The 26,216-nt window shown below is 60.8% G+C and carries 29 protein-coding genes and 3 pseudogenes; 20 read left to right on the top strand and 12 right to left on the bottom strand.

All coding sequences use genetic code 11. The annotated features are described in order from the left end of the window. Positions 1-7: 7 nt before the first annotated feature. The 3 genes from BBTA_RS37850 to BBTA_RS37840 form a co-directional block, all read right to left on the bottom strand. Positions 8-1,042 carry a DUF3991 and toprim domain-containing protein gene (locus tag BBTA_RS37850; protein ID WP_011931084.1) on the bottom strand — a complete coding sequence of 345 codons (1,035 nt, stop codon included), beginning with the start codon at positions 1,040-1,042 and terminating at the stop codon, positions 8-10. Positions 1,043-1,245: 203 nt separating this feature from the next. Continuing rightward, entirely contained in the window at positions 1,246-1,422 is a 177-nt protein-coding gene (locus BBTA_RS41080) for a hypothetical protein (protein ID WP_011931083.1), read from the bottom strand. A gap of 644 nt (positions 1,423-2,066) precedes the next feature. Then, entirely contained in the window at positions 2,067-2,798 is a 732-nt protein-coding gene (locus BBTA_RS37840) for an autoinducer binding domain-containing protein (protein ID WP_011931082.1), read from the bottom strand. A gap of 207 nt (positions 2,799-3,005) precedes the next feature. Here BBTA_RS37840 and BBTA_RS37835 point away from each other — a divergent pair, with 207 nt between their 5' ends. The 14 genes from BBTA_RS37835 (at position 3,006) to BBTA_RS37770 (ending at position 16,395) form a co-directional block, all read left to right on the top strand. Beyond that, positions 3,006-3,641, top strand: a complete 636-nt coding sequence (locus BBTA_RS37835) for an acyl-homoserine-lactone synthase (protein WP_011931081.1) — start codon at positions 3,006-3,008, stop codon at positions 3,639-3,641. A 56-nt stretch (positions 3,642-3,697) separates the two neighbouring features. Next, complete coding sequence (locus BBTA_RS37830) at positions 3,698-4,249, top strand: type IV secretion protein (RefSeq protein WP_244424511.1); 552 nt, start codon at positions 3,698-3,700, stop codon at positions 4,247-4,249. Between the two features lie 76 nt (positions 4,250-4,325). Continuing rightward, positions 4,326-4,622 carry a TrbC/VirB2 family protein gene (locus BBTA_RS37825; RefSeq protein ID WP_011931079.1) on the top strand — a complete coding sequence of 99 codons (297 nt, stop codon included), beginning with the start codon at positions 4,326-4,328 and terminating at the stop codon, positions 4,620-4,622. After that, positions 4,622-4,960 carry a type IV secretion system protein VirB3 gene (locus tag BBTA_RS37820; RefSeq protein WP_011931078.1) on the top strand — a complete coding sequence of 113 codons (339 nt, stop codon included), beginning with the start codon at positions 4,622-4,624 and terminating at the stop codon, positions 4,958-4,960. Before BBTA_RS37825 ends, BBTA_RS37820 begins: the two co-directional genes overlap by 1 nt. Continuing rightward, the gene (locus BBTA_RS37815; protein ID WP_011931077.1) at positions 4,953-7,319 is read left to right on the top strand and encodes a VirB4 family type IV secretion/conjugal transfer ATPase; all 2,367 of its coding nucleotides are present in this window, start codon (positions 4,953-4,955) and stop codon (positions 7,317-7,319) included. The genes BBTA_RS37820 and BBTA_RS37815 overlap by 8 nt, the downstream gene beginning before the upstream one ends. Then, positions 7,316-8,038, top strand: coding sequence for a P-type DNA transfer protein VirB5 (gene virB5, locus BBTA_RS37810; protein WP_011931076.1), 723 nt, complete (start codon positions 7,316-7,318; stop codon positions 8,036-8,038). The genes BBTA_RS37815 and virB5 overlap by 4 nt, the downstream gene beginning before the upstream one ends. Further along, positions 8,035-8,280, top strand: coding sequence for an EexN family lipoprotein (locus BBTA_RS37805; protein ID WP_011931075.1), 246 nt, complete (start codon positions 8,035-8,037; stop codon positions 8,278-8,280). The genes virB5 and BBTA_RS37805 overlap by 4 nt, the downstream gene beginning before the upstream one ends. A 71-nt stretch (positions 8,281-8,351) precedes the next feature. Then, positions 8,352-9,278 (top strand): type IV secretion system protein, encoded by a 927-nt coding sequence (locus tag BBTA_RS37800; protein ID WP_244424510.1) that lies wholly within the window; start codon positions 8,352-8,354, stop codon positions 9,276-9,278. 350 nt (positions 9,279-9,628) lie between these two features. Continuing rightward, complete coding sequence (locus BBTA_RS37795) at positions 9,629-10,300, top strand: virB8 family protein (RefSeq protein WP_011931072.1); 672 nt, start codon at positions 9,629-9,631, stop codon at positions 10,298-10,300. Then, entirely contained in the window at positions 10,297-11,148 is an 852-nt protein-coding gene (virB9, locus tag BBTA_RS37790) for a P-type conjugative transfer protein VirB9 (protein WP_011931071.1), read from the top strand. Before BBTA_RS37795 ends, virB9 begins: the two co-directional genes overlap by 4 nt. A gap of 11 nt (positions 11,149-11,159) precedes the next feature. Next, entirely contained in the window at positions 11,160-12,305 is a 1,146-nt protein-coding gene (virB10, locus tag BBTA_RS37785) for a type IV secretion system protein VirB10 (protein WP_011931070.1), read from the top strand. After that, positions 12,302-13,333 (top strand): P-type DNA transfer ATPase VirB11, encoded by a 1,032-nt coding sequence (gene virB11, locus BBTA_RS37780; protein ID WP_011931069.1) that lies wholly within the window; start codon positions 12,302-12,304, stop codon positions 13,331-13,333. Before virB10 ends, virB11 begins: the two co-directional genes overlap by 4 nt. Beyond that, positions 13,299-15,245 (top strand): type IV secretory system conjugative DNA transfer family protein, encoded by a 1,947-nt coding sequence (locus BBTA_RS37775; protein WP_011931068.1) that lies wholly within the window; start codon positions 13,299-13,301, stop codon positions 15,243-15,245. The genes virB11 and BBTA_RS37775 overlap by 35 nt, the downstream gene beginning before the upstream one ends. Continuing rightward, positions 15,229-16,395, top strand: coding sequence for an LPD7 domain-containing protein (locus BBTA_RS37770; RefSeq protein ID WP_011931067.1), 1,167 nt, complete (start codon positions 15,229-15,231; stop codon positions 16,393-16,395). Before BBTA_RS37775 ends, BBTA_RS37770 begins: the two co-directional genes overlap by 17 nt. Before the next feature lie 203 nt (positions 16,396-16,598). Here BBTA_RS37770 and BBTA_RS38460 read toward each other — a convergent pair whose 3' ends face one another. From BBTA_RS38460 to BBTA_RS37730, 7 genes and pseudogenes are all read right to left on the bottom strand, one after another. After that, positions 16,599-17,177 (bottom strand): hypothetical protein, encoded by a 579-nt coding sequence (locus BBTA_RS38460; RefSeq protein ID WP_148221679.1) that lies wholly within the window; start codon positions 17,175-17,177, stop codon positions 16,599-16,601. A gap of 57 nt (positions 17,178-17,234) precedes the next feature. Then, positions 17,235-17,454, bottom strand: a pseudogene (locus BBTA_RS41600) (hypothetical protein); the annotation flags it as partial. A gap of 651 nt (positions 17,455-18,105) precedes the next feature. Next, a complete protein-coding gene (locus tag BBTA_RS37750) occupies positions 18,106-18,336 on the bottom strand; it encodes a hypothetical protein (RefSeq protein ID WP_049795547.1) in 231 nt (76 codons plus the stop codon). Positions 18,337-18,432: 96 nt separating this feature from the next. After that, positions 18,433-18,855 (bottom strand): DUF5413 family protein, encoded by a 423-nt coding sequence (locus BBTA_RS37745; protein ID WP_011931064.1) that lies wholly within the window; start codon positions 18,853-18,855, stop codon positions 18,433-18,435. 294 nt (positions 18,856-19,149) lie between these two features. Next, positions 19,150-19,440, bottom strand: a complete 291-nt coding sequence (locus BBTA_RS40580) for a hypothetical protein (RefSeq protein WP_148221678.1) — start codon at positions 19,438-19,440, stop codon at positions 19,150-19,152. Positions 19,441-19,685: 245 nt separating this feature from the next. Further along, positions 19,686-20,000, bottom strand: a complete 315-nt coding sequence (locus tag BBTA_RS41075) for a hypothetical protein (RefSeq protein ID WP_041751832.1) — start codon at positions 19,998-20,000, stop codon at positions 19,686-19,688. 629 nt (positions 20,001-20,629) lie between these two features. Beyond that, positions 20,630-20,882, bottom strand: a pseudogene (locus BBTA_RS37730) (chromosome partitioning protein ParB); the annotation flags it as partial. Between the two features lie 67 nt (positions 20,883-20,949). Between BBTA_RS37730 and BBTA_RS37725 the strand changes: the two are divergent. Further along, positions 20,950-21,315: a Spy/CpxP family protein refolding chaperone gene (locus tag BBTA_RS37725; RefSeq protein ID WP_011931059.1), complete on the top strand. Its 366-nt coding sequence runs from the start codon at positions 20,950-20,952 to the stop codon at positions 21,313-21,315. A gap of 160 nt (positions 21,316-21,475) precedes the next feature. On the opposite strand, the gene BBTA_RS37720 is transcribed toward BBTA_RS37725, so the two are convergent. Both BBTA_RS37720 and BBTA_RS38455 read right to left on the bottom strand, forming a co-directional pair. After that, on the bottom strand, positions 21,476-22,741 hold the full coding sequence (locus BBTA_RS37720) for a tetratricopeptide repeat protein (RefSeq protein WP_011931058.1): 1,266 nt from the start codon (positions 22,739-22,741) through the stop codon (positions 21,476-21,478). Positions 22,742-22,832: 91 nt separating this feature from the next. After that, the gene (locus BBTA_RS38455; protein ID WP_049795545.1) at positions 22,833-23,354 is read right to left on the bottom strand and encodes a hypothetical protein; all 522 of its coding nucleotides are present in this window, start codon (positions 23,352-23,354) and stop codon (positions 22,833-22,835) included. A 494-nt stretch (positions 23,355-23,848) separates the two neighbouring features. Between BBTA_RS38455 and BBTA_RS41935 the strand changes: the two genes are divergently transcribed. The 5 genes and pseudogenes from BBTA_RS41935 to gnd all read left to right on the top strand — a co-directional run bounded on the left by BBTA_RS41935 (position 23,849) and on the right by gnd (position 26,147). Further along, positions 23,849-24,148 carry a glycoside hydrolase family 15 protein gene (locus tag BBTA_RS41935; protein ID WP_041751830.1) on the top strand — a complete coding sequence of 100 codons (300 nt, stop codon included), beginning with the start codon at positions 23,849-23,851 and terminating at the stop codon, positions 24,146-24,148. Positions 24,149-24,432: 284 nt separating this feature from the next. Continuing rightward, a complete protein-coding gene (locus BBTA_RS41595; RefSeq protein WP_244424509.1) occupies positions 24,433-24,651 on the top strand; it encodes a transaldolase family protein in 219 nt (72 codons plus the stop codon). After that, the gene (locus BBTA_RS41590) at positions 24,648-24,896 is read left to right on the top strand and encodes a hypothetical protein (protein ID WP_371260228.1); all 249 of its coding nucleotides are present in this window, start codon (positions 24,648-24,650) and stop codon (positions 24,894-24,896) included. Before BBTA_RS41595 ends, BBTA_RS41590 begins: the two co-directional genes overlap by 4 nt. Positions 24,897-25,005: 109 nt before the next feature. Then, positions 25,006-25,170, top strand: a complete 165-nt coding sequence (locus BBTA_RS41580; RefSeq protein ID WP_371260227.1) for a hypothetical protein — start codon at positions 25,006-25,008, stop codon at positions 25,168-25,170. An 18-nt stretch (positions 25,171-25,188) separates the two neighbouring features. Further along, positions 25,189-26,147: pseudogene (gnd, locus tag BBTA_RS37700) on the top strand (phosphogluconate dehydrogenase (NAD(+)-dependent, decarboxylating)). Positions 26,148-26,216: the final 69 nt, after the last annotated feature.

The following is a 26,216-nucleotide window of genomic DNA, read 5'->3' as shown; positions in this document are numbered from 1 at the left end:
TTCTCCCTCATAATTCGGACTTGCCTTTCGCATCGCTCAGGTGCGAACCCCGCCATTTGCGATCATGTGGAAGCCTTGACGCCGCGCCACCCGCGCGGGTCCGCGCGTCAGGCGTGCCTGCGCTGTCGACTTGCTCAGCTGTTCTCAGTAACTTCGCCGGTCCGGTCAGATCCTCATTCCAGTCGCCCGCGCACGGTCGCGAGCGCGCGTACTGCACGCTCGCTTCCGCGGCGATGGCACGAACACGATCCGCGTAGACGTCACCCTGTCGATTGTTGTCGGTTGCTGCCACAAGCCGAGCGTTGGCGCGCTTGGCCAGATTGCGGATGGCACGATCCGTCGCCGGCGACCAGCCGCCTCCGGTGCTGACATAGAGGGTGTCGGAGCGGTGGATCTCGATCGCGGCAAGGCTCATGGCATCAATAGCCGCCTCAGTGATGCAAATCCGCTCGGACCTGGCCGGTCCGAAGCGAAATAGCTCCTTGGCGCCGTCACTGGCGAAGCCGCGCCATGCCGGCCCACGCTCCTCCCAGCCCGTGAGCGCTCCAGCAGAATCGCTATGTGCCGCCCACATGCTGCCCTTTGGCCCCTCACGCAAACGATCGCAGGCGACCGCCTGCTTCACGATGTCGGCCGGCAGCCCGCGTCCATCGGTGAGATAGCGCCAGGCTGGCGAGCCCGGCCGCGGCTCGACGCGATGTCCCCACCGCTCAGCAATAGACCCAAGCGCCTTGGGCCTTGCCGGACGCTGCCACACAGGCGTGCGGGGAACGAAGCCAACCGCTTCCGCAACACGGTCGCATGCGTCAGAGAAGCCCACAGATCCAAGATGCTCGGCGAGCGAAAATACGTCCCCTTTCGCCGGCGACAACGGGTCGAACCAGCCGCGGCCTTCGTGGATGACGATGATGATGTTGCTATCGCGGCGGTACTTGATCGCGCGTCGGGTGCTTTCCTTGACGTCGACCTTCCAGCCGTCCTTCTCCAGCAGAGCCGCGCAGCCAACCTTTTGACGCAGCTCTTCGATGTCTCTCTTGTCCATTTATCTGCACCAGACTCGCGCAGGCGGGTCCGCCCCTTCTCGTGTTGGTCTCTCTTGCTCCTAGCCTTGCGGAACATGCCCGACCGGCCGCGAAGCCTGCCGAATGCAAGGGCGCGCTGACCAACGGTCAGTCGTCGCATCCTCCGGCGCGGCGAAGCCTCCCTTGCGGCCGGCACGGCGCCAGCGGCAGCCGGTCACCCGGCTCAATGAGCCGGGCTCCAGGGGTCGTACTCATGAACGATGGCGTCTTGATCGCCGTCGTACTCGCTGGAGAGCATCACGCCGAATTCGTTATCAGCCTGGAAAAGAATGACCGGCACCATGAGCGTGCGAGCCAGATCGAAGGCATGGTTCTGAGCGAGAGTGAGATTGTGCGACATTGAAGGCTCCCGTCTTGCGGCGGGGACCATCCCCGCTCGACAGGCGCCGACGTGTTCGGGGGCGGCTGCGGTCACCTCGAGAGGCGAAGCCGAAGAGGTCGCACGCTTGCGTAGCGAACCCCTTGCGGGTTGATCGTGGAAGGCCGCACCAGAACCAAGGAAAGCCCATTCGAGAGCGGGGTTGGTGCTTCACCGGAAGCATGGTCTGCCGAAAACGCAGCTTTTTGGTCCCGCGGATGACCAAGCTGAGGCTGCTTTGCGAATTGTCCCATTCAAAGCACTCGAGGTCGTCGGCATCCCGCGCACGCATGGATAAAATCCCGGTCCGAGTACGTGTGAAGATGGTTCCGATCGGATCAGCAGGTGTTGTTGTTCGGAAGATACGGGCCGTTTGCGTCAGGGATGGCAGCCCGCAAGGGGAAGACCCGCTTGCGGGGCTTCAGCGCAGCCAACAGCCCGGCCCGCAGGGCGACGCCCAATTTCCGGCGGCGGAGACATGGCTACGATGAACTGCGAGCAGCGATTCGCTTTTGGCTGAATACCCGCAAATGATGCCCGCCGAGCTCACTTGACGAGGCCGCTGCAGCACGCTCAACCTGGTTAACCGCCGTATCTTGGGACCGCGCAGACGACTGTTCTGGGAATTATGGGAGCAATCCCTGCCGAAACGCGAGGGCCACAGCGTGTGGAAGGGTGAGTGCAGCAAGATTTCGCCTGGCATTATCCAGATGAAACTTCACCCCTCGCGGCGAAACCCCGAGAAGCTCCGCAATATCCTGCATTGTCTTGCCGTCAGATATCCAGGCGAGACACTGCCGTTCGCGCTGAGTCAGCGGGCTCCCCTGCTGACCGTCCGGGGGCGTGCGTCCGATTCTGGCGGCGCTCACATGCGCATGATAGGTGAGACCCACCATTTCCAACATGTCTTGCGAGGTCTCGATGAAACGATCGAGTCCAAGGCTGCGGTCGTCCGCCGCGAGCGTGAACGCCGCGAACTGGTTTTGGCTTGAGGGAATGCGAACGGTCAGGCCGGTCCTGATCTTGAAGCTGAGCGCATCGTCAAACAGACGGCGTTCTTTCGGCGACTTAGCGCTTCGCGCCTCACGTCCATCCCACAGGAACATCCGGCTTGTGTTTCGCGGCTCCTGAAGAACAGGATCGATGTTGTCGTATCCTTCGCGAAAATAGTGACTTGTCCAACTCTTCGGATAGGAAGAGATCAGTTTGGGGCCATTGGCGCGGTGGCCAAAATAGGCGAACCAGCGGAAACCCAATGCATGCGCGGTTCGTTCCGCGACACGCCGAAAATCCTCTTCTGTATGGGCAGAGTGAAGACAATCGACAAATTCATCGCATGCTCGTTTGACACCTTTCATTGCGCCCCTTTTTTGAACTGTTCTGAGTTCCCTAACGCGAACGACGCACTTGATTCGCGCGTTGCGTGTGGGGCATGTATTGCGGTGTTGCGGCAGCTTTGGGGCAAGAACAATTCCAAAGTGCCCTGTCAGAACAGACAGCGCAACGCTGTGACCACCCCTGCTTTCTTGATCTCGAAGCTGTGATTCGTAAGCGGGAGGTTAAGAATGAAGGTCATTGTGCGCACCCGTACAGCGCTCTTGCACGATCTTGACTTGGCAATGGGGATGCACCGTCTGCGAGGGCGCGTGTTCAAGGAGCGGCTCGACTGGGACGTCTCTATCGCGGGGGGATTGGAGATCGATCAGTACGACGCGCTCAAGCCGACCTATCTCTTGCTGCTCGAGCAGCGCGAGGTCGTCGGATGTGTTCGTCTGCTGCCGACCACCGGGCGCAACATGCTGGCAGATACGTTCCCGGTGTTGCTGGATGGCCACGCGGCACCAAACGAATCCAGGATCTGGGAGAGCTCGCGCTTTTGCGTTGATACCGAACAGGTCGCGACGACAGCTGAGAACGGCTTGCGGGAAGCAACGTTCCTGCTCTTTGCGGCAATGATTGAATGGGGCCAGCAGCTTGACCTTCAGGCAATCGCGACCGTCACTGATCTGCGCATGGAGCGCATCCTGCGCCGAGCTGGATGGCAGCTCAACCGCCTTGGTCCACCTCGTCAAATCGGGGCGACCCAAGCTGTCGCCGGACTGCTGCCGGTCACCGACAACGCTCTCGGGGCAATCCGAGCGGCCGGGAAGATTTCGGGGCGTGCAATTGACGCGCAGTCAAGCCTTCCGCTCGCGGCATAGCGTCCGGGTCTTCAACTCTCGAAACAAAGTCATCAACAATGGATCCAGCTGCATTCTTGGCTCTGGTCGAACAGTGCGCGCCGACGCCGAACCTCGTTCGGCCTCTGGCGGCAATTGTGCGGCAAGCGAGCTCGTTCGAGCCGCTGCTCATCACAATTCAGGGGCGGAAACCGATTCCGATTCAAGCAAATGACCGTGACGAAGCTATCCAGCTCACGACCGAGGCCATCGCCACCGGCCAGACGGTCCGGACCGGTCTCGCTCAACTTGATGCCGAGGAAACCAAGCAGGCCGGGTTGACGGCTACCACGACCTTCGACGCCTGCAAGCATATTGCGGGCCTTGGCAGATTGTTCGAGGCCCGATTGCAAGCCAAAAACGTGAACGCCTCGGGCCGCGATCAGGCTATTGCCAGGGTTGTCGCGAGCTTCGCAGCCAAAGCTCCCCGAACAACTCCCGAGCCCCGTACCCTGCCGGCCGATGCTGCCGACACTTCCAACGCTGACATGCCGACAAGCAACACGCCAGCTCCCTCCGTCAGGGAGCGTCCGAACTGGGACGTCTATCGCTCGGGCCTTGGCACGTCGGCCTTTGTCTATGAACGATGAGGACCTCTTTTGTTTTGTCTCAACTCAACACCGCGGTCCGGGCTGGTCCGGCTGCACTGCCAATCGGAGCCGGGTCATGACTTCTCCTCTTAAACACTCCGCTGCCATTCTTTGCGTGGGAGCCGTCCTCAGCATCGCCTTGGTCGAGCCTGCGCTCGCGCAAACCGCGAACATCGAGGGTGTGCTGCAAAATATCGTCAACATGTTGACTGGCAACGTGGCGCGCCTGCTGGCCACGCTGGCGGTCATCATCGTCGGCATCGCCTGGATGTTCGGCTATCTCGATCTGCGCAAGGCCGCCTATGTTGTGCTCGGTGTCGCCATCACGTTCGGCGCCTCCGAGGTGGTCTCGACCTTGACTGGAGGTCGTTGATGATCGAGGCCGCGCGTCTCACAGAGGACACCTTATTCCTCGCCTGCACACGGCCGGCCATGATTGCCGGCGTCACCATGGAAGCCATGGCGCTCAACGTGATGTTTTCCTGCATCCTATTCCTGGTGGCCGGAAGCATCATCTACGGCCTGGTCGCGATTCCGATCCATGGTCTTTGCCGCATCATCTGCCGGCACGACCCCAACATGTTCCGGATTCTCCTCGCCTGGATCGAGACCCGCGGGCGCACGCGCAACGCGTCCTTCTGGGGCGGATCATCCTGCACGCCCCTCAAGCTCGTTCGGCGATATCAGGCACGAGACCTTGGCTATGCGTAACGCAGCGCTCAAGACCCGGGAGATCGGGCCCGAAGTCTACCTCCCGTTCGGCCGACATGTCACCGATACCGTGATCAGTCTCACGACCAGGGCCATGCTCACAGTGATCCGGCTCGACGGCACCTCGTTCGAGACCGCCGAGACGGCGGATCTGAACGATCTTCACGCCAAACTGAACCTCACTCTACGCAATGTTGCCGATCCGCGGCTGGCGCTATGGACCCATCTGGTGCGGCGCCGGACGTCAGATTATCCGGACGGTGCATTCCGATCGCCATTTGCAGCCTCGCTTGACGCGCAATATCGCGACCGGCTTCGCAAAGCAGCGCTGTTTCGCAACGATCTCTACGTGACGCTGGTTTGTCATCCCGGTCGCGCGCCCGCCGATGCGGCAGCCGCGTTCTTCCGGCGGCTTGGCCGGAGCGCTGCGGCTTCTCTCGAGGTCGACAGCGACGCCTTGAAGCGGCTCAACGATGCCACGCGAGATATGGTCGCGGCGTTAGAGCGCTACGGGGCCCATGCTCTCGGATTGGCTGAGCGCGACGGCATCGTATTCTCGGAGCCAATGGAGCTGTTCCACGCCGTGGCCTCCGGCGAGTGGACGTCAATGCCGTTGCCGCAGGGGCCGATCGGCCCTGCACTCTATTCAAACCGTGTCATTTTCGGCCGCGAAGCCATCGAAACCCGCAGCGCGGGTGGCTCGCGCTTCGCTGGCATGTTTGGACTCAAGGAATATCCGGCGTCCACTAAGCCTGGCCTGTTGAACGCGCTGCTTTCTGCGCCTTTCGAACTTATCCTCACGCAATCCTTCGCGTTCTTGTCCAAATCTGATGCCAAGACGGTGCTGACGCGCAAGCAGAACCAGCTGGTCTCGGCTCAGGATCCGGCGGCCTCGCAGATCGACGAGCTCGCTGACGCCCTCGACGATCTCGAATCCAACAGGTTCGCGCTTGGAGACCATCATCTCTCGTTGTTGATCTACGCCGAGACGCCTTCGCAGCTCCAGGACCACATGAGCGTGGCGCGACGCGTCCTGGCGGATGCGGGTGCCGTGGTGGCGCGCGAAGATCTCGGCCTTGAAGCGGCCTATTGGGCGCAGCTTCCCGGGCTGTTCAAGTATCGGGCACGAACTGGGGCGATCAGCTCGCGGAATTTCGCGGCATTCTCCCCGTTCCATACCTATCCCACAGGACAGCCTTCCGGCAACCATTGGGGACCGGCGGTCGCGATGCTCAAGACCGCGTCCGGCTCTCCGTTCTATTTCTCGTTCCATCACGGCGACCTCGGCAACACGTTCATCTGTGGCCCCTCCGGGTCGGGCAAGACCGTCGTGCAGAACTTCCTGCTGTCGCAGGCCGAGCGGCTCGGCGCCACTTACGTCTTCTTCGACAAGGACCGCGGCGCCGAGATTTTCGTCCGTGCCGTCGGCGGCACCTATCTGACGCTCCACAACGGTATTGCGACCGGCTGTGCGCCGCTCAAGGCGCTGGAGCTAACGCCAGCCAATCTTTCCTTCCTGGGCGCTCTTATCCGGAAGCTCGTTACGCCAGACAACCGTCCGCTGACCGTATCCGAGGAGGAGCGGATCGATTCCGGATTGCGAGCCCTTGTTCACCTGCGGCAGGAGGAACGCTCGTTTGGGGCGCTGCGGGCTTTTCTTGGTCAACAGGACCGCGAGGGGATCGGCGCCCGGTTGGAGCGATGGTGCCGGGGCGCCCCCTTCGGCTGGGTGCTGGATGGCGAGCAGGATGCCATCGGGCTAGATGCCCGGTTCGTCGGCTTCGACATGACCGATCTCTTGGATCATCCCAGCGTTCGCACGCCGCTCATGATGTATCTGTTCCACCGCGTCGAGCGCCTGATCGACGGGCGGCGCCTGATCATCGACATCGACGAGTTCTGGAAGGCGCTTGGCGACGGGGCATTTCGGGATCTCGCCAACAACAAGCTCAAGACCATCCGCAAGCAGAATGGCGTCATGGTATTCGGCACGCAGTCGCCGCGCGACGCGCTGGCTTCCCCGATCGCACACACCATTGTCGAGCAGTGCCCGACGCAGATCTTCCTGCCTAACGCGCGGGGAACACGCTCGGACTATGTCGACGGCTTCCATCTGACCGACACTGAATTCCGCCTGATCAAGGAGGAGCTCACGCCTGAAAGCCGGCGGTTCCTGATCAAGCAAGGCCATAACTCAGTGGTCGCAGAACTTGATCTCGGCGGCTTCAACGATGCACTCGCCGTGTTGTCCGGACGGACCGAGACGGTCGAACTGCTCGACCGCATTCGGGCAGAGGTTGGCGACGATCCAGCGCAATGGCTGCCGGTATTTCACGCGGAACGGGGGACAATCCGATGACGGTTCAACGTATGCCGGGGATTCTCCCGTTCGTGCCGGTCATGATCTTCCTGATGGCATCACCTGCAGGAGCGGAGATTGTGTTCGATCCTAGCGTCTATGCGCGGCAATTTGAGCAACTGACGGAGCTGAAGAAGCAGGTCGATACCCTGACGTCCCAGCTCAAGGTGGCGCAAGATCAATTGAACCAGGCCAAGCAGCTCTATGACAGCTTCAACAAGCGGACCAACGCCAACGACATCGGCGCGCTGCTAAACACGCCCCAGTTCCGGAAAGTCCTGCCCCAACAGTTCTCTGACATCGAACGTCTCGTGGCGGGGCAGGGTGGCGGCAACTTCGCCGACGCGATGAACCAGTACCTTTCGCAGAACCGCGCGTATGCCGGCAACAGCGGCAATTCGTATTACCAGAGCGAGCTCGACCGGATCGCGCGGCAGACCGGCGCCAAGCACTCCATGGGCCAGGCGGTCTACGACACCGCCTCGCAGCGTATCGATGCGCTCGAAGAATTGAGAACCCGCATCAGCTCTGCGACCGACGTCAAGGAGACTCTCGATTTGTCAGCGCGGCTGCAGGCCGAACAGGCGCTGCTGCAGAACGATGTGCTCCGGATGCAGGGTCTTGCGATGATCCAGCAGGCCCGCACCGACATGGACGGACAGCGGGAGCGCGAAAAACAACAACAACTGATTGATGAAATGAAGGCGGCGCTGGAATGAAGCTGAAGGCATCCATCTTGCTAATCGGACTTACTGCTGTCCTTACGGGCTGCAATGAGGCCAACAAGAGTGAGCAGACGAAAACAGTCGGCTGGTATCTCGACCATCGGGACGAGCTTGCGGCGGCTCTCAATACGTGCGGCGACAATCCCGGCGAGTTCGCAAAGACGCCGAACTGCATCAATGCCAACGAAGCCCGCAACAAGATCACCGTCCAAGAGATGGAAGACGCCCTGAAGTAAGGATCGCCGCGATGGCCATAAACGTCTTTGACAGCTTTCTGAAGGAGTTCGAACAGCCGATCACGACATTCGTGTCGACCTCGGTATCGAATCTTGCCTCCTACATTGATGGTCCGCTGCGCACGGCCGTGATGCTCTATGTCATCCTCTACGGTTTTGCGGTGATGCGGGGCGCGATCTCCGAGCCCATCATGGAGTTTGCCTGGCGGGCGATGCGGATCGTGGTCGTCGTGCTGCTAGCGACCAATTCAAGCGCGTTCCAGCAATACGTCACGGGACTGTTCTTCGATTCGCTGCCGAAGGAGATTGGCAATGCATTGGCTGGTGCCGGACTGAATACCAATTCCGGAGTTCCGTTCGATCAGCTTCTGACCAAAGGAATTGACGTCGCAAATAGGATCTACAAGCAAGCCGGACTGACCAACATCGCGCCCGCACTGATTGCCGCGATTCTCCTAGTCTTCGTGGCGGTTGGCTCCTTCTTGCAGTTTGCCATCCTGCTCTATGCCAAGGTTGGTCTGGGGGTCGTGATCGCGCTTGGGCCGCTCTTCATTGCACTTGGACTATTCGAGGCCACGCGGCCCTTTACGGAAGCCTGGCTTCGGCAGGTCGCGAATTTCGTGATCCTGCTGGTGCTGGTGGTCGCACTGGTCGGGCTGATGTTGACGACCGTTAGCGGCTTCATCGACAGGTTCGCGGCAAACGCCGGCACGGCCGGCGAGATGGTGGTGGCCGCGGTCGCCATCAGCGCGGTGCTCGGTCTGTCCGGATACATCGCGCTTCAACTGCCGATCATCGCAGGAGGTCTCGCCGGGGGTGGCGCTTCGCTCGCCAGCCGGCTGGTCACGAGCCCAATGATTGCCAATGCCACGGCGGCAGCCAGTGGCGCATATGCCGGCGCCCGCTGGTCGGCCAGCCGCGGTCTCGCCGCGGTGAGAGCCAGCCGGCAGGGCGGCAGTATGCGCCGCACCCAATCGCCGGGGACCACGGCGGCGTAGGCAATGATCGTGGCAAAAGACGAGAAAGACAGACAGGGGCATCAGAACGATGTGGCGTCGACTATTCATTATTTGCATGATCGCAATTCAGCTTGGCGGCTGCGCAAGCTGGTCAAAGGGACCGCCATCTTGTGATGGCCAGGCTCGGCGGCCGCTCAATCGTTCGCTGTGGGATTGGGAGACAGGTACGCCATTGGCGACACCGGAGCCGGCACCTCCGCCATCCGCGCCGGCACCAGTCATCCGCAAAGGCGAGACCAGCCCGGCAGCGCCCTCCACGCGATTGGCTGCATCAGACCACCAGGCCGCCATTGCAGCCTCTTACCGGCCTTGCGGCAAGGAGGCGTGAGATGGTCGGTCACGATGACCTGAAAGCCTATTTCGACAATGCGCGTCGATGGGAGCAGGATCTGCTGCTGGCGGCCCATCGCTCGCGCAGAACGGCATGGGTGATTGCCGCGGGTGCCTGCGCATTAGCGATCGCCTCACTGAGTGCGGTCGCAGCGCTGGCGCCGCTGAAGACGGTCGAACCGTTCGTCATCCGGGTCGATAACGCGACCGGGATTGTGGACACCGTCTCCGCCCTCACTTCGACGCCGGCGCGCTATGATGAAGCGGTCACCAAGTATTTTCTTGGCCGCTACGTTCGCGCGCGCGAAGGCTACAGCTATCCGGAAGCCGAAACCAACTTCCGGACGATTTCGCTGCTCTCGGGGCAGGGCGAACAGGCCCGTTTTGCGGCCTGGTATCGCGGCTCCAATCCGGAAAGCCCGCAAGTCGTTCAGGGCCGTTTCGGGGTCGCCACAGTACGGATCAAGGCGATCTCGCTCCTAGCTGACAATGTCGCCTCGGTGCGTTTCATGAAAGAGAGCCGCAAGGGCGAGGAAACCCGCATCACCCACTGGGTCTCCACCCTGACGTTCTCCTATACCAACGCGCCAATGTCCTCCGCCGACCGTCTTATCAATCCGCTCGGCTTTGTGGTCTCGGAATATCGCGCCGATCCGGAGGTCGTGCCATGAAATCCTTCGTTCTCTTATTGATTTTTGCCCTGGGATTCGCAGGGCCGGTGCTGGCGCTGCAACAGCCCTCGCCAGGCCAACACGACGCCCGGGTGCGCACCGTGACCTATGATCCGGCCAATGTGGTCCGGGTCAACGGCGTGATTCGGGCATCCACCCAGGTGTTGTTTGCCGACGATGAGGAGGTCGCGCATGTCGCGATTGGCGATGCGATCGCATGGGAAGTTGCACCAGCGGGCTCGATCCTGTTCCTCAAACCGCGGGAAAAACATCCGCCGACCAACCTGCAGGTCGTCACCACGCGCCCGGATGGCCGCAAGCGCTCGTATCAGTTCGAGTTGTCGATCGCCGAGACGACGCTGGCGGACAGCTATTTCGTCGTCCGCTTCGCCTATCCCGGCGACGAGATCGAGCGTCGGCGTGCGGAGGCGGCCGCCCGTGGCGCGGAGCGGGAAGGCTCGCTGATAGACCAGACCTTTGACCTGCATCATGCGTATGGGGCACGCAACTGGCGGTTTTCGGCACAAGGCTCGGTCGACCTCGAGCCCGAAGCCGTTTTCGACGACGGCAAGGAGACCACGTTCCGCTTTGCGGGCAACCGTGAAATCCCCGCGATCTACCTAATCAATTCCGACGGCTCCGAAAGCCTGGTGCCCAAGGATGTCCGCGGCGAGCTCGTGGTGGTTCATGCCACGGCCCGGGAGTTCCGGCTGCGCAAAGGCGACAACGTCCTTTGCATTTTCAACGAAGCGTTCGATGCGGTGGGGATTAACCCTGGGACCAATACCACAAGCCCCTCGATCGAGCGGCGGGCAAAGAAATCATCTCCAATCTCAAGGCCACGATAGGCGAGCGCGATATGACCGAACATCACGATGAGACGATCGCCGGCGACCGTGGCATTACGCCCGTTGGAGGAGGCGACAATGCTCGAGCGACGATGCTCAAACGCGGCTTCGGAGCGCTGGCGCTCACCGCATTTGCCGCTCTGATCATCTGGGGGACTTGGAAAGGTGATAAGCCAGTTAGCGATTCCGCCCGCAAGCTCGTGATCCGCCAAGCGGCCGCGTTCGAGCCCATCCCGGAAGCGCCGGCCGCACCAATCACCACATCCTCTATTGGAGCCGCGCCGGTCGCAGCCACACCAGCTGCACCCGCGCCCGCCTCCGACCAGCTTCTGGAAAGCGCCCGTCGCGCACCAGTGCTGGCATACAATCGGCCGAGTTCTGCGGGACATGCAGCCCACGACAGCGTGACCGGAAGTGTCGCCTCTGATCCCTATGGGTTTTGGCGGGGCGAGCCGCGCAACGACCTTGCCGATAAGCTGAAACCCACGCCGATCGAGGGCGTTCGCGCTGCGCGGCTGCCCAACCGCAATCTGCTCATCACCCAGGGTACCTCGATCCCGTGCGTGCTGGAGACGGCGATGTCCTCGGACGTGGCGGGCTTCGTCTCCTGCGTCGTTATCCGAGACGTTATGTCGGATTCCGGCAACGTCGTACTGATGGAAAAGGGCACACAGGTCGTGGGCGAATATCGCGGTAATGTGCGGCGCGGCTCAAAACGCCTTTTCGTGCTGTGGACCCGCGCAAAGACGCCGACAGGCGTGATCGCGGCCCTGGCCTCGCCCGCCACGGATGCGCTGGGCCGCGCTGGCTTCGACGGCGACATCGACACCCACTTCTTTGAACGCTTCGGCTCGGCGCTGCTGCTGTCCATCGTTGGCGATGCCTCCTCAATCGGGCGTCAGCAGCTGCAGGACAGCTCGATCCAGATCAACAACACCACGGGAGCGACCAACACCGCCGCCGGCATCGCCGTCGAGCAGTCGATCAACATTCCACCGACTCTGAACAAGAATCAGGGCGAGCTCGTCAATATCTTTGTCGCGCGCGATGTTGATTTCTCCTCGGTCTATCAATTGCGCCGGATCGAGACCCGCACGCAGATTTTGGACCGCACCATTCCCGGAGGCCTCGTGGCGCCGGCGGTGGTGACAAAGTGAGTGCGGTACACTCCATCGAACGCGACGGCAGTCGGCTCGTGCTGGCGCGCTACCTGGAGCCGCTGGCTCCATTCCTGGCGGACAAGTCCCTGACCGAAATCGTCGTCAATCGTCCTGGCGAAATTTTCGTGGAAGGTCCTGGCGGCTGGACCCGGCACGAAGCGCCAGCACTGACGCATGCCTACCTCTCACACCTCGCAACCGCGGCCGCCGGCCACACCCGTCAGGACATCAGTCCGGAGCATCCCGTGGTGTCGACGACTCTGATCGGGGAGGAGCGCTGCCAGATCGTGGTCCCACCAGCCGTGCCAGCCGGCATGGTCAGTCTTACGATCCGCAAGCCGTCGGCTTTGACAATGACACTGGAGGCCTTCGAGCGCGCAAAACTGTTTGATGAGGTCCGTGTCGCCAATGACCGATTAACTGCCGATGAGACTCAGCTTCTGGCCCTGAAAGAAGCCGGTGCCTGGCGCGACTTCCTCCAGCTTGCCGTGGAAACTCGTCGCAACATCATCGTTTCCGGGGCGACTGGTTCGGGAAAGACGACGCTATCCAAGGCGTTGATCGCGGCGATCCCGGCTCAAGAGCGGCTCATTACAATTGAGGATACCGCCGAGCTTGTCATCCCTCATCAGAATTGCGTGCGGCTGCTCTATGCCAAGGACGGGCAGGGCGTTGCTAAAATTGGACCGCGCGAGCTCCTCGAGTCCTGCCTGAGGATGCGGCCGGATCGCATTCTGTTGCAAGAGCTGCGCGATGGGACCGCATTCTTCTATCTGAGGAATGTGAACTCGGGCCATCCGGGATCGATCACGACCGTTCATGCCGACAGTGCCCGGCTCGCCTTCGAGCAGCTGACGTTGTTGGTGAAGGAAAGCGCGGAAGGCCGAGACCTTCATCGCGACGACATCCGCTCGCTCCTGCTGCTCCTCGTCGACGTCGTCATCCAGATGCAGAAGCGGAACGGCCGCTACCGCATTTCGGAGATATATTATGACCCCGCTCGCAAACGCGACCACCTCAGTTAGGACAGCGCAGGGCCTCGCGGTCGCGCTCGCTGCTTGCGCGGTATTCCTATTGGTCGCCTCAAACGTCCTGCTGCTGGGGCTCAGGCTTCACGATGGTGGCCTGCACTGGTCAGAGATCGCCACCGGCTGGTCCCGCTACGGCGCTGACCCACGTTTCGACCGCTGGCTAACCCTGTCAACACTCGTCGGCGTGGTCGTCGTTTTCGGCCTGCTCGGTGCTATCTTTCGGCACCGTCCTTCCCCACTTCACGGCAGCGCGCGTTTCGCCTCCGAGCGGGAGATCAAGGCCGCTGGCCTGCGATCTAAGCAAGGCGTGCTACTTGGACGAAAGGACGGTGCACTGCTCTGCTTCGGCGGATCGGAACACGTCCTGGTCTACGCTCCGACTAGGGCAGGGAAGGGGGTCGGCTACGTCATTCCGAACCTGCTGAATTGGCCAGATTCGGTGGTCGTTCTGGATGTGAAGAAGGAAAACTGGGATCGCTCCGCAGGATTTCGCGCAGCCCACGGGCAGGAGGTCTATCTGTTCGATCCGCTAGAGGAACACGGTTGCACCGCACGCTACAATCCGCTTGGCTACGTGCGCAGCGATCCCGCGGACCTCTATGACGATCTGCAGCGCATCGCCGTCATGCTGTTTCCGGCCGAGACCCGGGGCGATCCGTTCTGGTTCGAGGCAGCACGCTCGGCCTTCGTGGCGATTGGCGGCTATGTCGCGGAAACGCCGGGATTGTCATTGACGATCGGCGAGATCCTGCACCAGCTGTCCGCTGCCCCCGATCTCAAGGCACATTTTGAGAAGATCATCGCCGCTCGCAAGTTTGGCTCTTCGCCATTGTCGCGGCATTGCATTGCCGCATTGAATGATTTCCTCGCCGCGTCCGAAAACACGATGAACTCGGTGCGTAAGACCGTCACGGCAAGGCTTGGTCTCTGGCTCAACCCTCGGATCGATGCTGCGACAACGACCAACGATTTCGATCTGCGGCACCTGCGGCAAAAGCCGATGTCGATCTATCTCGGCGTGACGCCTGACAATCTCGACCGCATGGCGCCACTTCTGAATCTGTTTTTCCAGCAGGTGGTCGATCTCAATACCCGCGAGCTGCCGGAACAGAACCCCAAGCTCAATCGCAAGGTGCTGCTTTTGCTGGATGAATTTCCGGCGCTCGGCAATGTCAACGTGCTGGCGAGATCAGTGGCATTCATTGCCGGTTATGGCATCCGCCTGCTGACCGTGATTCAGAGTCCGGCCCAGCTACGCGGAATCTACGGAATTGACACAGCCCGCAACTTCATGACCAACCACGCCGTCGAGGTGGTCTTTGCGCCGAAGGAACAGGATGTCGCCAATGAGCTTTCGGAGCGGATCGGTTACGACACCGTGAAAGCGCGCAGCCGCAGCGGACCGAAAGGACTGGCGATGCGCTCGACCAGCGAAACGATTTCTGAACACCGCCGCGCCCTGATGCTGCCGCAGGAGCTGAAGCTACTTCCGAAAACCAAGGCATTCATTCTCGGCACCGGCATTCCGCCCATTATCGCTGACAAGATCGTCTATTACGAAGACAAGGCTTTCCTGCGGCGTCTGTTGCCTGCGCCTACCCCCGAAATGCCCAACGGTCGCTCGAATGCGTTGCTCGACGCCGAGATCAAAGAGCTTCGCTCCGCGGTCGCTGAGCTCCGGGCGGCATTTCGGTCTCGCCCGATGACCGACGAGGAGGTGGCCGATCCCTCCACAATCCCCGCCGACGCCTCCTTCGATTTTGGGGATGTGGACGTCGATCTCGAAGGGCTCTCGGAAGACGATATGAAAGCCTGGGTCCTGAATTACATCGACGCTCAAGCCATTCCGCCGTCGCGGCGGACCGGCCGCAAGCAGAAGGGTGAGGGCCATGAACGACGGGCATAACGAGAGTGGGGAATTCAGCCTGGAGCGGCACCGTCGCGCGGGGCGCGCTTCCGCCCGAGGAAAGGGGGAAGACGAGACCGCAACTACAGCCCCCAACAAGCCTTCACCGGTGGAGGTTACCGATAGTGCGTTTCCGGACCGAATCCGTCGGAAATATTACGTGGTGGGGACTGAATCCCAAAAGGATGGATCTGGCAGGGAAGCGCGGCTCTATGCCGATGAGCGGAAAGAGTACCTCGCGTTCAAGGCCACTGATGATCGCCTAGTAACCCGCATAGCTGCCGCGGAAGTGATCCGAGACATGGTCAGCGTTGCACAACATCGCCAGTGGGAGGCACTACACGTCCGTGGCTCCGTCGAGTTCCGGCGCCAGGCCTGGCTCGAGGCTAGCGCGCGCGCAATAGAGGTGCAGGGCTATCAGCCAAACGAGCGTGATCGCCAGACGCTCGGCGACCGACGAGCCGCATGGGATCGGGCCCAGGCCCGGACCACTGATGTAGAGGCTCGCTCGGCCTCCGATAGGCCTCTGCAGGCGGATAGGCTCGATTACGACAAGGGCGTTTCCGGACGTCTGATGGAGGTCGGTTTTGGCCCGTATCGCAACCGCCCCGACGCGGAGCCGTCAACCTACGTAGCCATCGAACTGGATGATGGCCGGCGACATCGGGTGTGGGGCGTCGGCGTTGTAACTGACGTCGCAGACAGTGGGGCCAGGCCTGGCGACCGCATCTCTCTGCGAAGGGATGGTGTCGAACCCGTCATCAGGGCGATAAAGTCCATAGACGCCGCCACAGGAATCGCTGGCATTGAACGGCGCCAGATGTGGCGCAACATGTGGAGTGTGACTGTGGAGGAACGCCGTGCAGACCGGCCGGCGGCGGGGCATGATTCCGACCTGCTCGCGGCCCAATCCCAGCTTGTCGTCATCAACAAGCTTGTCGCGCGCGCTCTGCCGAACGATGAGAATGTTCGCAAGAGCATCATGGCCTTCGCCAAGGAGCGCATCGCCCAGCATCTAGAAAACGGGCATTCGTTTGCGCGGGCAACAATCAAGGAACCGGTGCGAGATCGTCATCCATCAAAAGGAGATAAGCAGATCCGGACAGCTCAGACTGGTGATCGCGCGAGAATGCGTGAGCGCGAACGCTGAGTGCACGAGGTCAATCAATGGGCCGAACTGGGCTTTCGGAAAGTAAACCTCCGCTCGAAGACAATCCAACCGTCGCGACCAAGTTCCGCGGCAGAACGAACCGGGTTTTTTGCGACGCTCTCAATGGTCGTACGCCATGCGACGAGTCGGATGATTAGGACCGAAGCCCCTCCACCTGCAACACGAGACCTACTGGTCTGCATTCAGCTCCTCATGCCTTCCTTCCGCACCTGCAATTCAAGCCTGTCGATACCGGAATTGGCGCCAGCCGCATTGCGGGCGCGGTAGTGCTTCACGATAGTCTGAGCGCTTCGGTATGAATGCCCAGTGCTGTCGCGAGCGGTCTGCGCATCCAGCCATTCCGCTAATGCGCGCTTGCGCTGATCGACCGTTCGAGCGCGCTGCGCCTTATTCTCCTCATCGAGAGGAAAGGAGGCGAACAGCTTGTCCACGTTCTTAATCAGTTCGCCCTTCAGTCGCTCCGCGCGGACAATTGCCTGGCGCGCGTTGTCGCACGCACGAAAAACCCGAAGATTGCGACGGCTCGGGCCGTCGACACGCAATGGGATAGGTACTCTCGTGGTAAGGCTCACCATTGTCCTCGTTGACCACGAGTTCGGGTGGGACCTTATCCAGTTGAAGCCGAAGCTTGAGTTCCTTATTCGTGCATGCGAGGCATTTAGCCGCGCGCTGAGTTGTGGCGCCTCTTTGATATCGACAAGCTCGCCGGTCTTGCTCTGCCGGAACGCGTGCCGGCCCTCGACGTCGCTCTCATTGCGCATAATTAGACGGTCAGTCTGGCCCTGTCCGGTGAACAACGCCAGATGGAAGTGTCCCCGGGGCGATGGATCGAACGGCGCCGTCGCTCCATATCCGCTCGTTCCAACTTTCGCAAAGCAGCCTGTCGGCTTGCGGGATCATCGCCTCGCCGTTAGCCCGCATCTCCGCCGATTGGGCGGACAGGATGTTGGCCATCGCGCGTGCCTTGCCGAGTTCCTTCGCCAGAGCCTTTCGGTCGCCGCCCCATAGCGGCGCAGGGCGATACTTCGGGGCGAGCACTGGTCGATCCGTGGCGAGGCGCCCAGCGGCGACTCGGATTGACGGGTGCACCGGGCTTGCGGCCCCGCGGCGCAAGGCCGCCATATTCTCTACTGCATTGGCGGGTTTCGTAACTGCGCATGGAATGCGCGGCAGCAAAACGAAAGTCCGCCGATCACGATTCAGTGGAGACGCGGAGAGGAAATCGGAACTCCGACGGCGTCAATGCCCGGTACTAACCGCAACGGAGGCCGGCATTGCCATGGGACCAGGCACTGAGGTCGCCATGGAGAGCGTCGGCATCACCCTGCTGAAGGGCGACTGGGGCAGCATCCTCCGCGCTATCGCGCGCGGCCAATGGCTCCATGGAGCCGGTGGCGGCGCTCGCGCTGCATATCGGTCCGGTGAGGCTAACATGCGACACGTCCTGCAGGGCGCGGGTCGGCTCAGGGCGGGCTTGGGGAAAGTTCTCGTAGCGTACGGCACGATTTTGAATGGCGTCAGTTTCCGTTCCGACGCGTAACGGCGGTCATGTTCGGGGTAGAACAAGCAAACGAAGCACCGTAAACATCGCTTCTCCGATCTTGAGCACACGTCCTTCCGTCCTTCGGCCACCTATTACTCGTTCACGATAGGGTACGAGGCGGCATGTGGACGCTGCTGATTGGCAGGTCACGCGTAGCATCGCGGTTCGATCATCTTGCAGATCTCCTCGGGCGCGGCAAAACTCACATCCGCCCGGTCGCCCGCCGTTCCTGCGGCCACGAGGGTCGGCACTCCATTTTGCGGACCTTCCTTGCTGGACTCCGTTTTCAGCCGCGGATTGCGTTCCCAAAAGGTGCGTTTCTTGCCATCGGCGGTGGTTAATCGATAGGTGTCGTGGCAATAGGTGATCGCCTTCACCTTGTCATTGACATCCGGCTACGGCGGCGCGATCGAGTCGGGCAGAATGAAATTGGGCTACCCGTATTGTTGGGTCGGCCAGCAGCCGCCATTCCTTTATGTCGAAGTCGCCGCCTGCGGGCTTTCCGAATCTTTGTGCGCCAGCCATGACGAGATCATCGCGGGCATGAAGCCGGAGAGGCCGTGCAGGATGAACTGCACCACGCCGCTGTCCGGGCCGCGCAAGCCATGCAGCAATTCGCCCGCGACGAACCCGGCCGCGCCCACGGTCAGCATCCGCACGAGCGGGCCTATCTTCCTGACGTGGAGCAGAATGTCATCGATTGCACCGAGCGTTAGCGCCGGCACGACGCCGAACAAATAGCTGTACTGCAGCGTCTTGGCGAAGGTTACGAAGAACTTTCCGACCTCCGACCAGTTGGTGTCGGTCCAGTACCCTGAAGCAACCGTCGTCGCGAACAAAAGCAGCAGGCCGCCGAAGAACGGGCCGACTGCAGCGAAGATCAGATAACGTTTCATGCCGCCTTCTCATGTCCGTACGCTCAAATACAGCAAGGTTCAACTGGAGTACACTTGTTGGGAGCGGATCAAATGATCAAATTGCGCGGCTTAGAATACATTATTCAGACACTGGCGGGACTACATTCCGGAGCGCAGGCAAGCCTTTGCCTGCGCAAATTCCAATCAAGAGTATCGAAGCTGCTAAGGGACCTTCCCGCAAATGAAGCGGCATACCGCTTTTAATCTGCTCAACGTCACGCCGCGATCATCGATCGGCGGTCTATTACCGAACCGACACCTGATTAGGTCACTTCATTCGCACACCCTGCGATAATAATGGCGACCGTACTGGTCATGCTCTACGGTCTGATAACACCGCCTCGAATAGACGTGCGCGTGGGGTATGCCGTTGTCGTGCAAATAATGATTGTATTCGTGGGCGTCGCCTTCGTAGCCATGAGAATGAGGTACGCCGTTATCGTGCAAGAAGTGATTGAATCCGTCTCCGTGGTGATGATCCTCATCATCGTAAGCATTTGCTACGCCGCCGATTAGTGCAAAGCCGAATGCAAGACTCGCGATCAGAATTTTTTGTTTCGACATTGCTGCTCTCCAAGATTTCCCGGGCAGAATGTTAAGCTGAATCGGGACACCTATAGCACCTAGTGCACTATAATGAGAGCCAATGCCACAAGTTCCCGCCCGTCGAACGCCTTGAAAACGCCGAGGGAACCCCAGAACATAGTCGCGAACCACCTTCAGATTGCAAACGTGTTGCACGCCGCGCAGCAGAATCATGTTTGCAAGGTCTGGCAGTTTTTTCGGAACCCTGCCCCTGACGCCTGTGTTTAGGTCTCACGATATGCACGAGGAGGCTCAAAATGAAATACCTTGCTCCATTCGCCCTGATTTTTGGTTTTGCGATCGCAGCTCCAACCCCCTCTCTTGCCCAGCACCTTGATATTGGGCCAGGGGGCGTCAGCGTCGGTGTGAATCACGATCATCACGATAGAGACCATCATGACCGTCCCGCCGTGCACGATGAGCATCACGACGACGGTGATCACGGCCCCGTGGTGCGCATCGATCATGATCATCCTGACGATCACCATGGTGACCGCCACGATAGCCATCACGACAGCCATCATGGCGAGGATCACCACGATTAACGCGGACCGAACTCGATGAACCGGAAGCTCGGAACCTAGACGCGTCCTCGGCATTTTGGCGGTGTGGCATAAAAAAGAGTTACTTCGCATAAGCCTGAGCGCCCCGCCACACGATCCGCCTGATCGGCACATCAGGCTGTGCCTGTATGATCGCGCTAGCGCGGACACCATCGCGCTAGCGCGGACACCGCGGTCAGAGTCTTCGCAGGGCAATGCCGTCATCGGCGGCGACGAAGGGCAAAGCGACCTAATAGGTGGCCTTGAGGCACCTCGGTCCGGCCCAGGTCGTAACCGGTCGAGATCGACGCGTGCAGCCGGGAGCGGACGCAGTCTGATGACGACGGCAGGTTGATTTTGGCAAAACTGCCAGATTTGGACCGGCGAGATCGTGGCGACGGCGTCGATCCTCCTAGCGCACTACACTTAACTTTTGAAACGATCGGCGAAGAACGTGAAGGCGACCAGGAATGTGATGCCGATCGTCAGAAAGAGAGCTCCCGTTCTCCAACCCGTCCTTACAAGTGCGCGCCCGCCACAGCGCCGATCATGGCGCCCGGCACCGCCCATACGATCAAATTGCAAGGAATAGCCGATAGACCGCCCGCGCGTCCCAGCTCGACGACATAGCCGCCGCGATCCTCGGTGAAGAGGTCTCGCAGGACCGTGGCGCCCGCTTCCGTGTAGGCCTCAACACCAACAAAGCGCGCCCGGCGATCCGTGGAGGCGAGATGGGTTTCGGTGAGCGTGTGACGGATGGTGCTCGCATCACAGTTATAGGACAGCCGCTCATAAACGCCTTCCTGCCTCGCGTGGTCATCGGTGATGGCAAAGGCCATCAATTGCTCAAGGGCCAAATCGCCGTCGATAGACCTGCATCAGTTTCGGCGAAACCGCGCCCAACCGGGGGTTTCCCGGCTCATCGCATATCTATCACGTGGGCGCGATGGGATTCTACCTCGAGTATGCCGACAAGCTCGGCCTTTCTACCCAGCAGAGGACGAGCCTCAACGATATCAAGCAGCGTGCCCTCGTCGACCAGTCAAACCAACAGCGGAAGATCGACGAAGCAGAGCAGGCCCTCTGGTTGCTGACGGCGGCAGACCAGCCGGATACCACGTCGGTCGAGGCCAAGCTCCGCGAGATCGAGAACTTGAAGGCGGATCAAAGACTGGACTTCATTCGCGCCGCGGGCGAGGCCGCTAAAGTCCTGACCGATGATCAGCGCAAGATGGTGCTGGGGATGGTGCCGATGCCTGGTTCGGCGGCCGCACCTGCGTCGGTGCCGAAGCCGATGAATATGGGCAAATAGCCGCCGCCCAGGGCTCTGGGGCCGGAGTTTGGCCGTGTCGCGCCAACTCCGCCTTGGGAAGAAACGGATTGTCGGCAATACTTTAGACTCACCACGCGGCGCGGATTTGGTTCGATCCTTGGGGTGTGCACTGTACTTTTGCAAGGTAACGAGCAACGCTTCAGTGCTGCGCCAAGCTGATCTCCGCCCGTGCGGAGCCGTAGACAAGAGCAAAAGAGCGGCAACGCGAAACAACTCCCTTCATGATGTCCAAAGCCTCGTTTGTGGCGCCTCGGTGGATACCATAATCGGCGACATAAAACTGAGCCTCGCAAAGCCGTCGCTCGGAGTCTTGCTCAACACCTTCTTGGGCCTTTTCGAGCATCTCGGTCGGCGTCAGTGCTCCCAGGTACAGATCGAGCACCGCACCAGGCCACACGTCCCGGCTCACTCTGGCGGCATTGGTGGCGAATTCATCTTTGTCGACGGTGTTGGCATGGAGGCGAGAAATGTGCAGCCAGATCGCAGCGTTGGCATCGGTGGGCCGCAGCCGCACCGCAATCTGGAGGTCGTCGATGGCGGCCGCCGTATTGTCAAGGAACAGGTTGGCGAGACCACGTCCGAAATACAGCGCGGGATTGCCAGGATCGATCTGCAAGGCTTCATCGAAGTCGGCAAGCGCATCGCCGTAGCGGGCCTCAACCAGATAGGCATTGGCACGGGCGTCATAATATCGCGCGTTGCGCGGCGCGAGCTCAAGGGCGGCGTTCAGGTCGGAAAGAGCTGCTTCGACATTTCCGTTCGCCAGATGCAGCGCCCCGCGATTGGCGATGGCATCAGCAAATGTGGGGCGAAGCTCGATCGCCTTGTCGAAATCCGCCATCGCGCGTGCGAAATCGTGCTTAACCATGTAAGCGCCCGCCCGATCGAAGTAGGCCTTGTCGAAATCCGGACGGAGCCCGATCGCCTGGCCATAGTTCTCAATTGCAAGCTCAAGCCTGCCCGTTTGAGCGTAGAGGTTGCCGAGATTCAGAAGCACGCTCGCATCGTTCGGAGCAAGCTGATGGGCTTGCTGCAAATCCATGAGCGCCTCTCCGTATCGCCGCTCAGCGATCCAGATCACGGCGCGATAGGCGTAGCCGCCAGGAAAATCAGGTAGCAGCGCGACCACCCCGTCCAGATCGGTGAGAGCGGCCTCTGTTATCCCGAGCTGCTGATAGGCGGTGCCACGGCCGAACAGCAGCAAGCCGCGTTGCTTCTTCGAAAGTTGCTCGTCCTTCATGGCCTGGTTGAACAAGCCGATCGCCATCAGGAGCTGTCCGCGATCTTTGGCCTGAAAGGCGGCTCGCGCGACCTCCGAAGTATCGGTTGCAGAAGCTGCTGCTGTCATTGCGAAGACGAGCGTCGCGGCGCAAACAACAGAAAGTGTTCGAATACAGCGATCCATGATCATCTCCAGCCAGCGAGGGACATGGGAAGTATTCTTCTACCATGCCTATCCCACCTCGCTGTCGGAGTTTTGGCATGGCTGAACGCCCTCACACATCCTCGCGAGCAGATACCACCTGGATGCGATAGTCGATCCCTTCCCAACCATCCGCCTGCCAACGGATGGTGAAATCGATGCTTTCACCCTTGTTCATCCGACCGGTGTCGAGTTCCGCCATCCAGAAGCCGAGAGTGCTATCGAGTGCTTCGAGATCCCTGACCTCACGCCAGCCATTGACAGCCCAGTGCACCATACCCGCCCCAGGCAAGGCAGTGACCAGACGGCAGCCAGCGACGGTCGACCGGATCTGCGCGTGGGGCCACCAGAACGTGTAAGCGGCGTCTTCTTCCCGCCCCGTATCGGTCCCAGACGACCCCGGTCGATCGAACGGCCGGCCATGGTTGCGGGAGACGGCAAGCTTAACAAATTCGGCATGCGCCCACGCGAGCGGCATGGCCGATCCGGTCGGGCGGCCGGGATGCAATCGCCGCTCGTGGATTGGTGACGCATCCCAGACCTGCTCGGGGATCATGCCGCCGGGGCTGGCTGACGCGGCCATCGTTTCTAGCATCGGCAAGGGATCTTTCGTCAGCGCTTAAGGCATAATGGCGCCGCTCCCCTGCGAGAAGCGGCTAGGGCCGGCCTCTGCCAGCCTCATCGTACGGCCGGCCATCATCGTACTCGCCCTAGCCATCGCCGTTATAGCGGTGCCAGACTGAACCGGAGGGTGTTTCCACCTTCAAAAACCCATCTACGAGCTTGATCGTATCAAGGATGAGCGGGTCGGCCGGATTCCTGAGGCCAAAGCGGACTGGGCGCAGGAAGTCTGTGCTGACTTGTTCGCTTGCCCGCATTCGCACCCCATCGCTTCGGTTGCGAATGGGCACGAGTTCATCGAGCGCCGCCTGGCCTTCGGAAAGCACCTTGGCGGCGACGTGCGGACATAATAGCCGGCAATGGCGAACTGTTTTGCCAGATCGGAGCCGCAGGCGGTGAAGTCTTCCAGATGGGCGTTCCAGAAGTCTGCCAGCGACCGGGATGCCTTAGGGAATCGAGCACCACGACATGATCCGTCGGGCGCTCGGCTATATCGCCCGCGTCGGCCCCTCGACCGATCAGGACCGTTGGGAAGAAAATAGCGGACTGAACACGTTCACCCTTGCCACTTGCATCGCGGCGCCTGTCGCAGGCGGCGCGCTGCTCGAGCCTATGGCTCGCCACTGGGCCACGGCCGGCGAGCAGAGCGGCCAAAAGAACCGGATACGCCGCTTCGCCGAGTTGGACTCCGCGCCAATAGGGTTCGCCGCCCAACCATTGGTTTTTTGCTGCCAGTGTCCTTCCACATTTTGTGTTGCGATCAGGTAGCGCGGGGTGTTGCGCGCTTCCGCGTCGCCTCCGAAGGCAAGCGCCCGGCGCATCGAAATGCGCGTCCGGTTCCCAGTGGTTGGTCCGGCGTGCCGTTTCTGGCAATGGGGACGTATCTGCGTATTCTGTGTATGAGAAGCTTGCGATCGAGGACATCCGCAGGCCGCCGACCAGAAGGTCTATGAGGCCACGGACGGAGTGGACGGCTATGCGAGCCTCAAGGTCTCGCCCTACCTCGCGAACGGGGCCGATGCGACCATCGAGGAGTTGCCCGCGAAAACCTCATGGTAAAGGTGCCGGCAACCCCAGCAGGCATTACCGTGATCCGCCAGCTCGTTGCCGAAGGCATCAACGTCAATGCGACGCTGCGTTTTCACAACGCGTATGCGAAGACGTCGCGAATGCGTATCTGGAGGGGTTGGAACATCGGGCGGATGCCGGCGGCGACGTCAGCCGGATCGGAAGTGTCGCGAGCTTCTTTGTCAGCCGGATCGACAGCATGATCAACGCACTGATCGACGAAAACTCACCCAAACCAAAGAGCGGCAGAACCAAAAGGCTCGAGCCGCTCAAAGGCAGAATCGCCGTCGCCAACGCAAAGCTCGCCTATCAACGTTACAAGCGTTTGTTCGCAACACCGCGCTGGAACGGCCTGGCTGCCAGGGGTGCGCGGGCGCAGCGGCTGCTGTGGGCCTCCACCGGACCAAAAACAAGGCCTATTCCGACGTGCTCTACGTCGAGGAGCTGATTGGGCCAAACACCGTCAACACCATGCCGCCGGCAACGCTGGACCCTTCCGCGACCACGGTCGGGTCCGGCAGTCACTTGAAGAGCGATCGAAAGAGGCGGAGGGCCTTTTGGAAGAGCTCAATCACCAAGGCATCTCGCTCGACGAGGTGACCACGCACCTCGTTGAAGATGGCGTCAGGCAGTTTGTCGAAGCCACCAACCAGCTAACTGACGCCCTCACGGCAAAGCTCGCGCTGCTGGGCCGGCGGCAGACTGCTGCTCTTCCCAGCTGAAACTGATTGGAGCACTTGATGCAGCTTGGAATGATCGGCCTCGGTCGGATGGGCGGCAACATCGTGCGGCGACTGTTGCGCACTGGGCACGGCTGCGTCGTCTACGACCGCAACCCTGAACGGGTCTGGCATTTGGCTGACGAAGGCGCGTCCGCTGCGGCAAGCCTCAAAGACATGATCGCGAGGAGCGACCGTGCCACATCTGGGTCATGCTTCCGGCGGGAGAGATCACGGAAACAACCATCCGGGAGCTTTCCGACTTGCTCGAGCCGGGCGACGTCATTATCGATGGCGGCAATTCGTTTTACAAGGATGACATCCGCCGGGCGCGCCAACTTGCGGCGAAAGGACTGAAATGCATCGATGTCGGCACCAGCGGCGGCATCTGAGGCAGTCAGCGCGGCTACTGCATGATCATTGGCGGAGACAACGAGATCGTGGAGCGCCTCGATCCGATCTTCTCCGTACTTGCCACCGGTTTTCGGAACTCACGTGCACCCCGGCCGCGAGCGGCGCGACGAACGGGTGGAGCGCGGCTATCTGCGTGCCGGGCCGGACATTTCGTCAAGATGGTCCACAATGGCATCGAATATGGTTGATGCAGGCCTATGCCGAGGGTTTTGAGATCCTCAAACATGCCAATTCGCTGGAATTGCCGGCCGAACTGGGCTTCGAGCTCGACCCGAGATTGCCGAGGTTTGGCGACGCGGCAGCGTGATCGCCTCGTGGCTTCTTGATCTCACCGCCATGGCGATTGCCGCAGATCCACAGCTTGAGGCGGTCGACGGCTATGTCATGGATTCCGGAGAGGCCGTTGGACCGTCAATGCGGCGATCGAAGAGGCGGTGCCTGCTCCGGTGCTGTCGGCCGCTCTCTATGCGCGCTTTGCCTCGCGCGCGCAGCGCAGCTTCGCCAACAAGATGCTGTCAGTCAAGCGCAAGGTTTTTGGCGGATACCAAGAGGCGAAAGGTAGCTGAATAGATTTCGGCGATAACTGCGAATGATCGATAGGCTGAAAATAGAAGAGAACGCGGCGACGCCCGCTC

Source organism: Bradyrhizobium sp. BTAi1, from assembly GCF_000015165.1.
Taxonomy (GTDB): domain Bacteria; phylum Pseudomonadota; class Alphaproteobacteria; order Rhizobiales; family Xanthobacteraceae; genus Bradyrhizobium; species Bradyrhizobium denitrificans.
The sequence above is the reverse complement of the archived record's forward strand: the minus strand, read 5'-3'. Positions and strand labels throughout refer to the sequence as shown.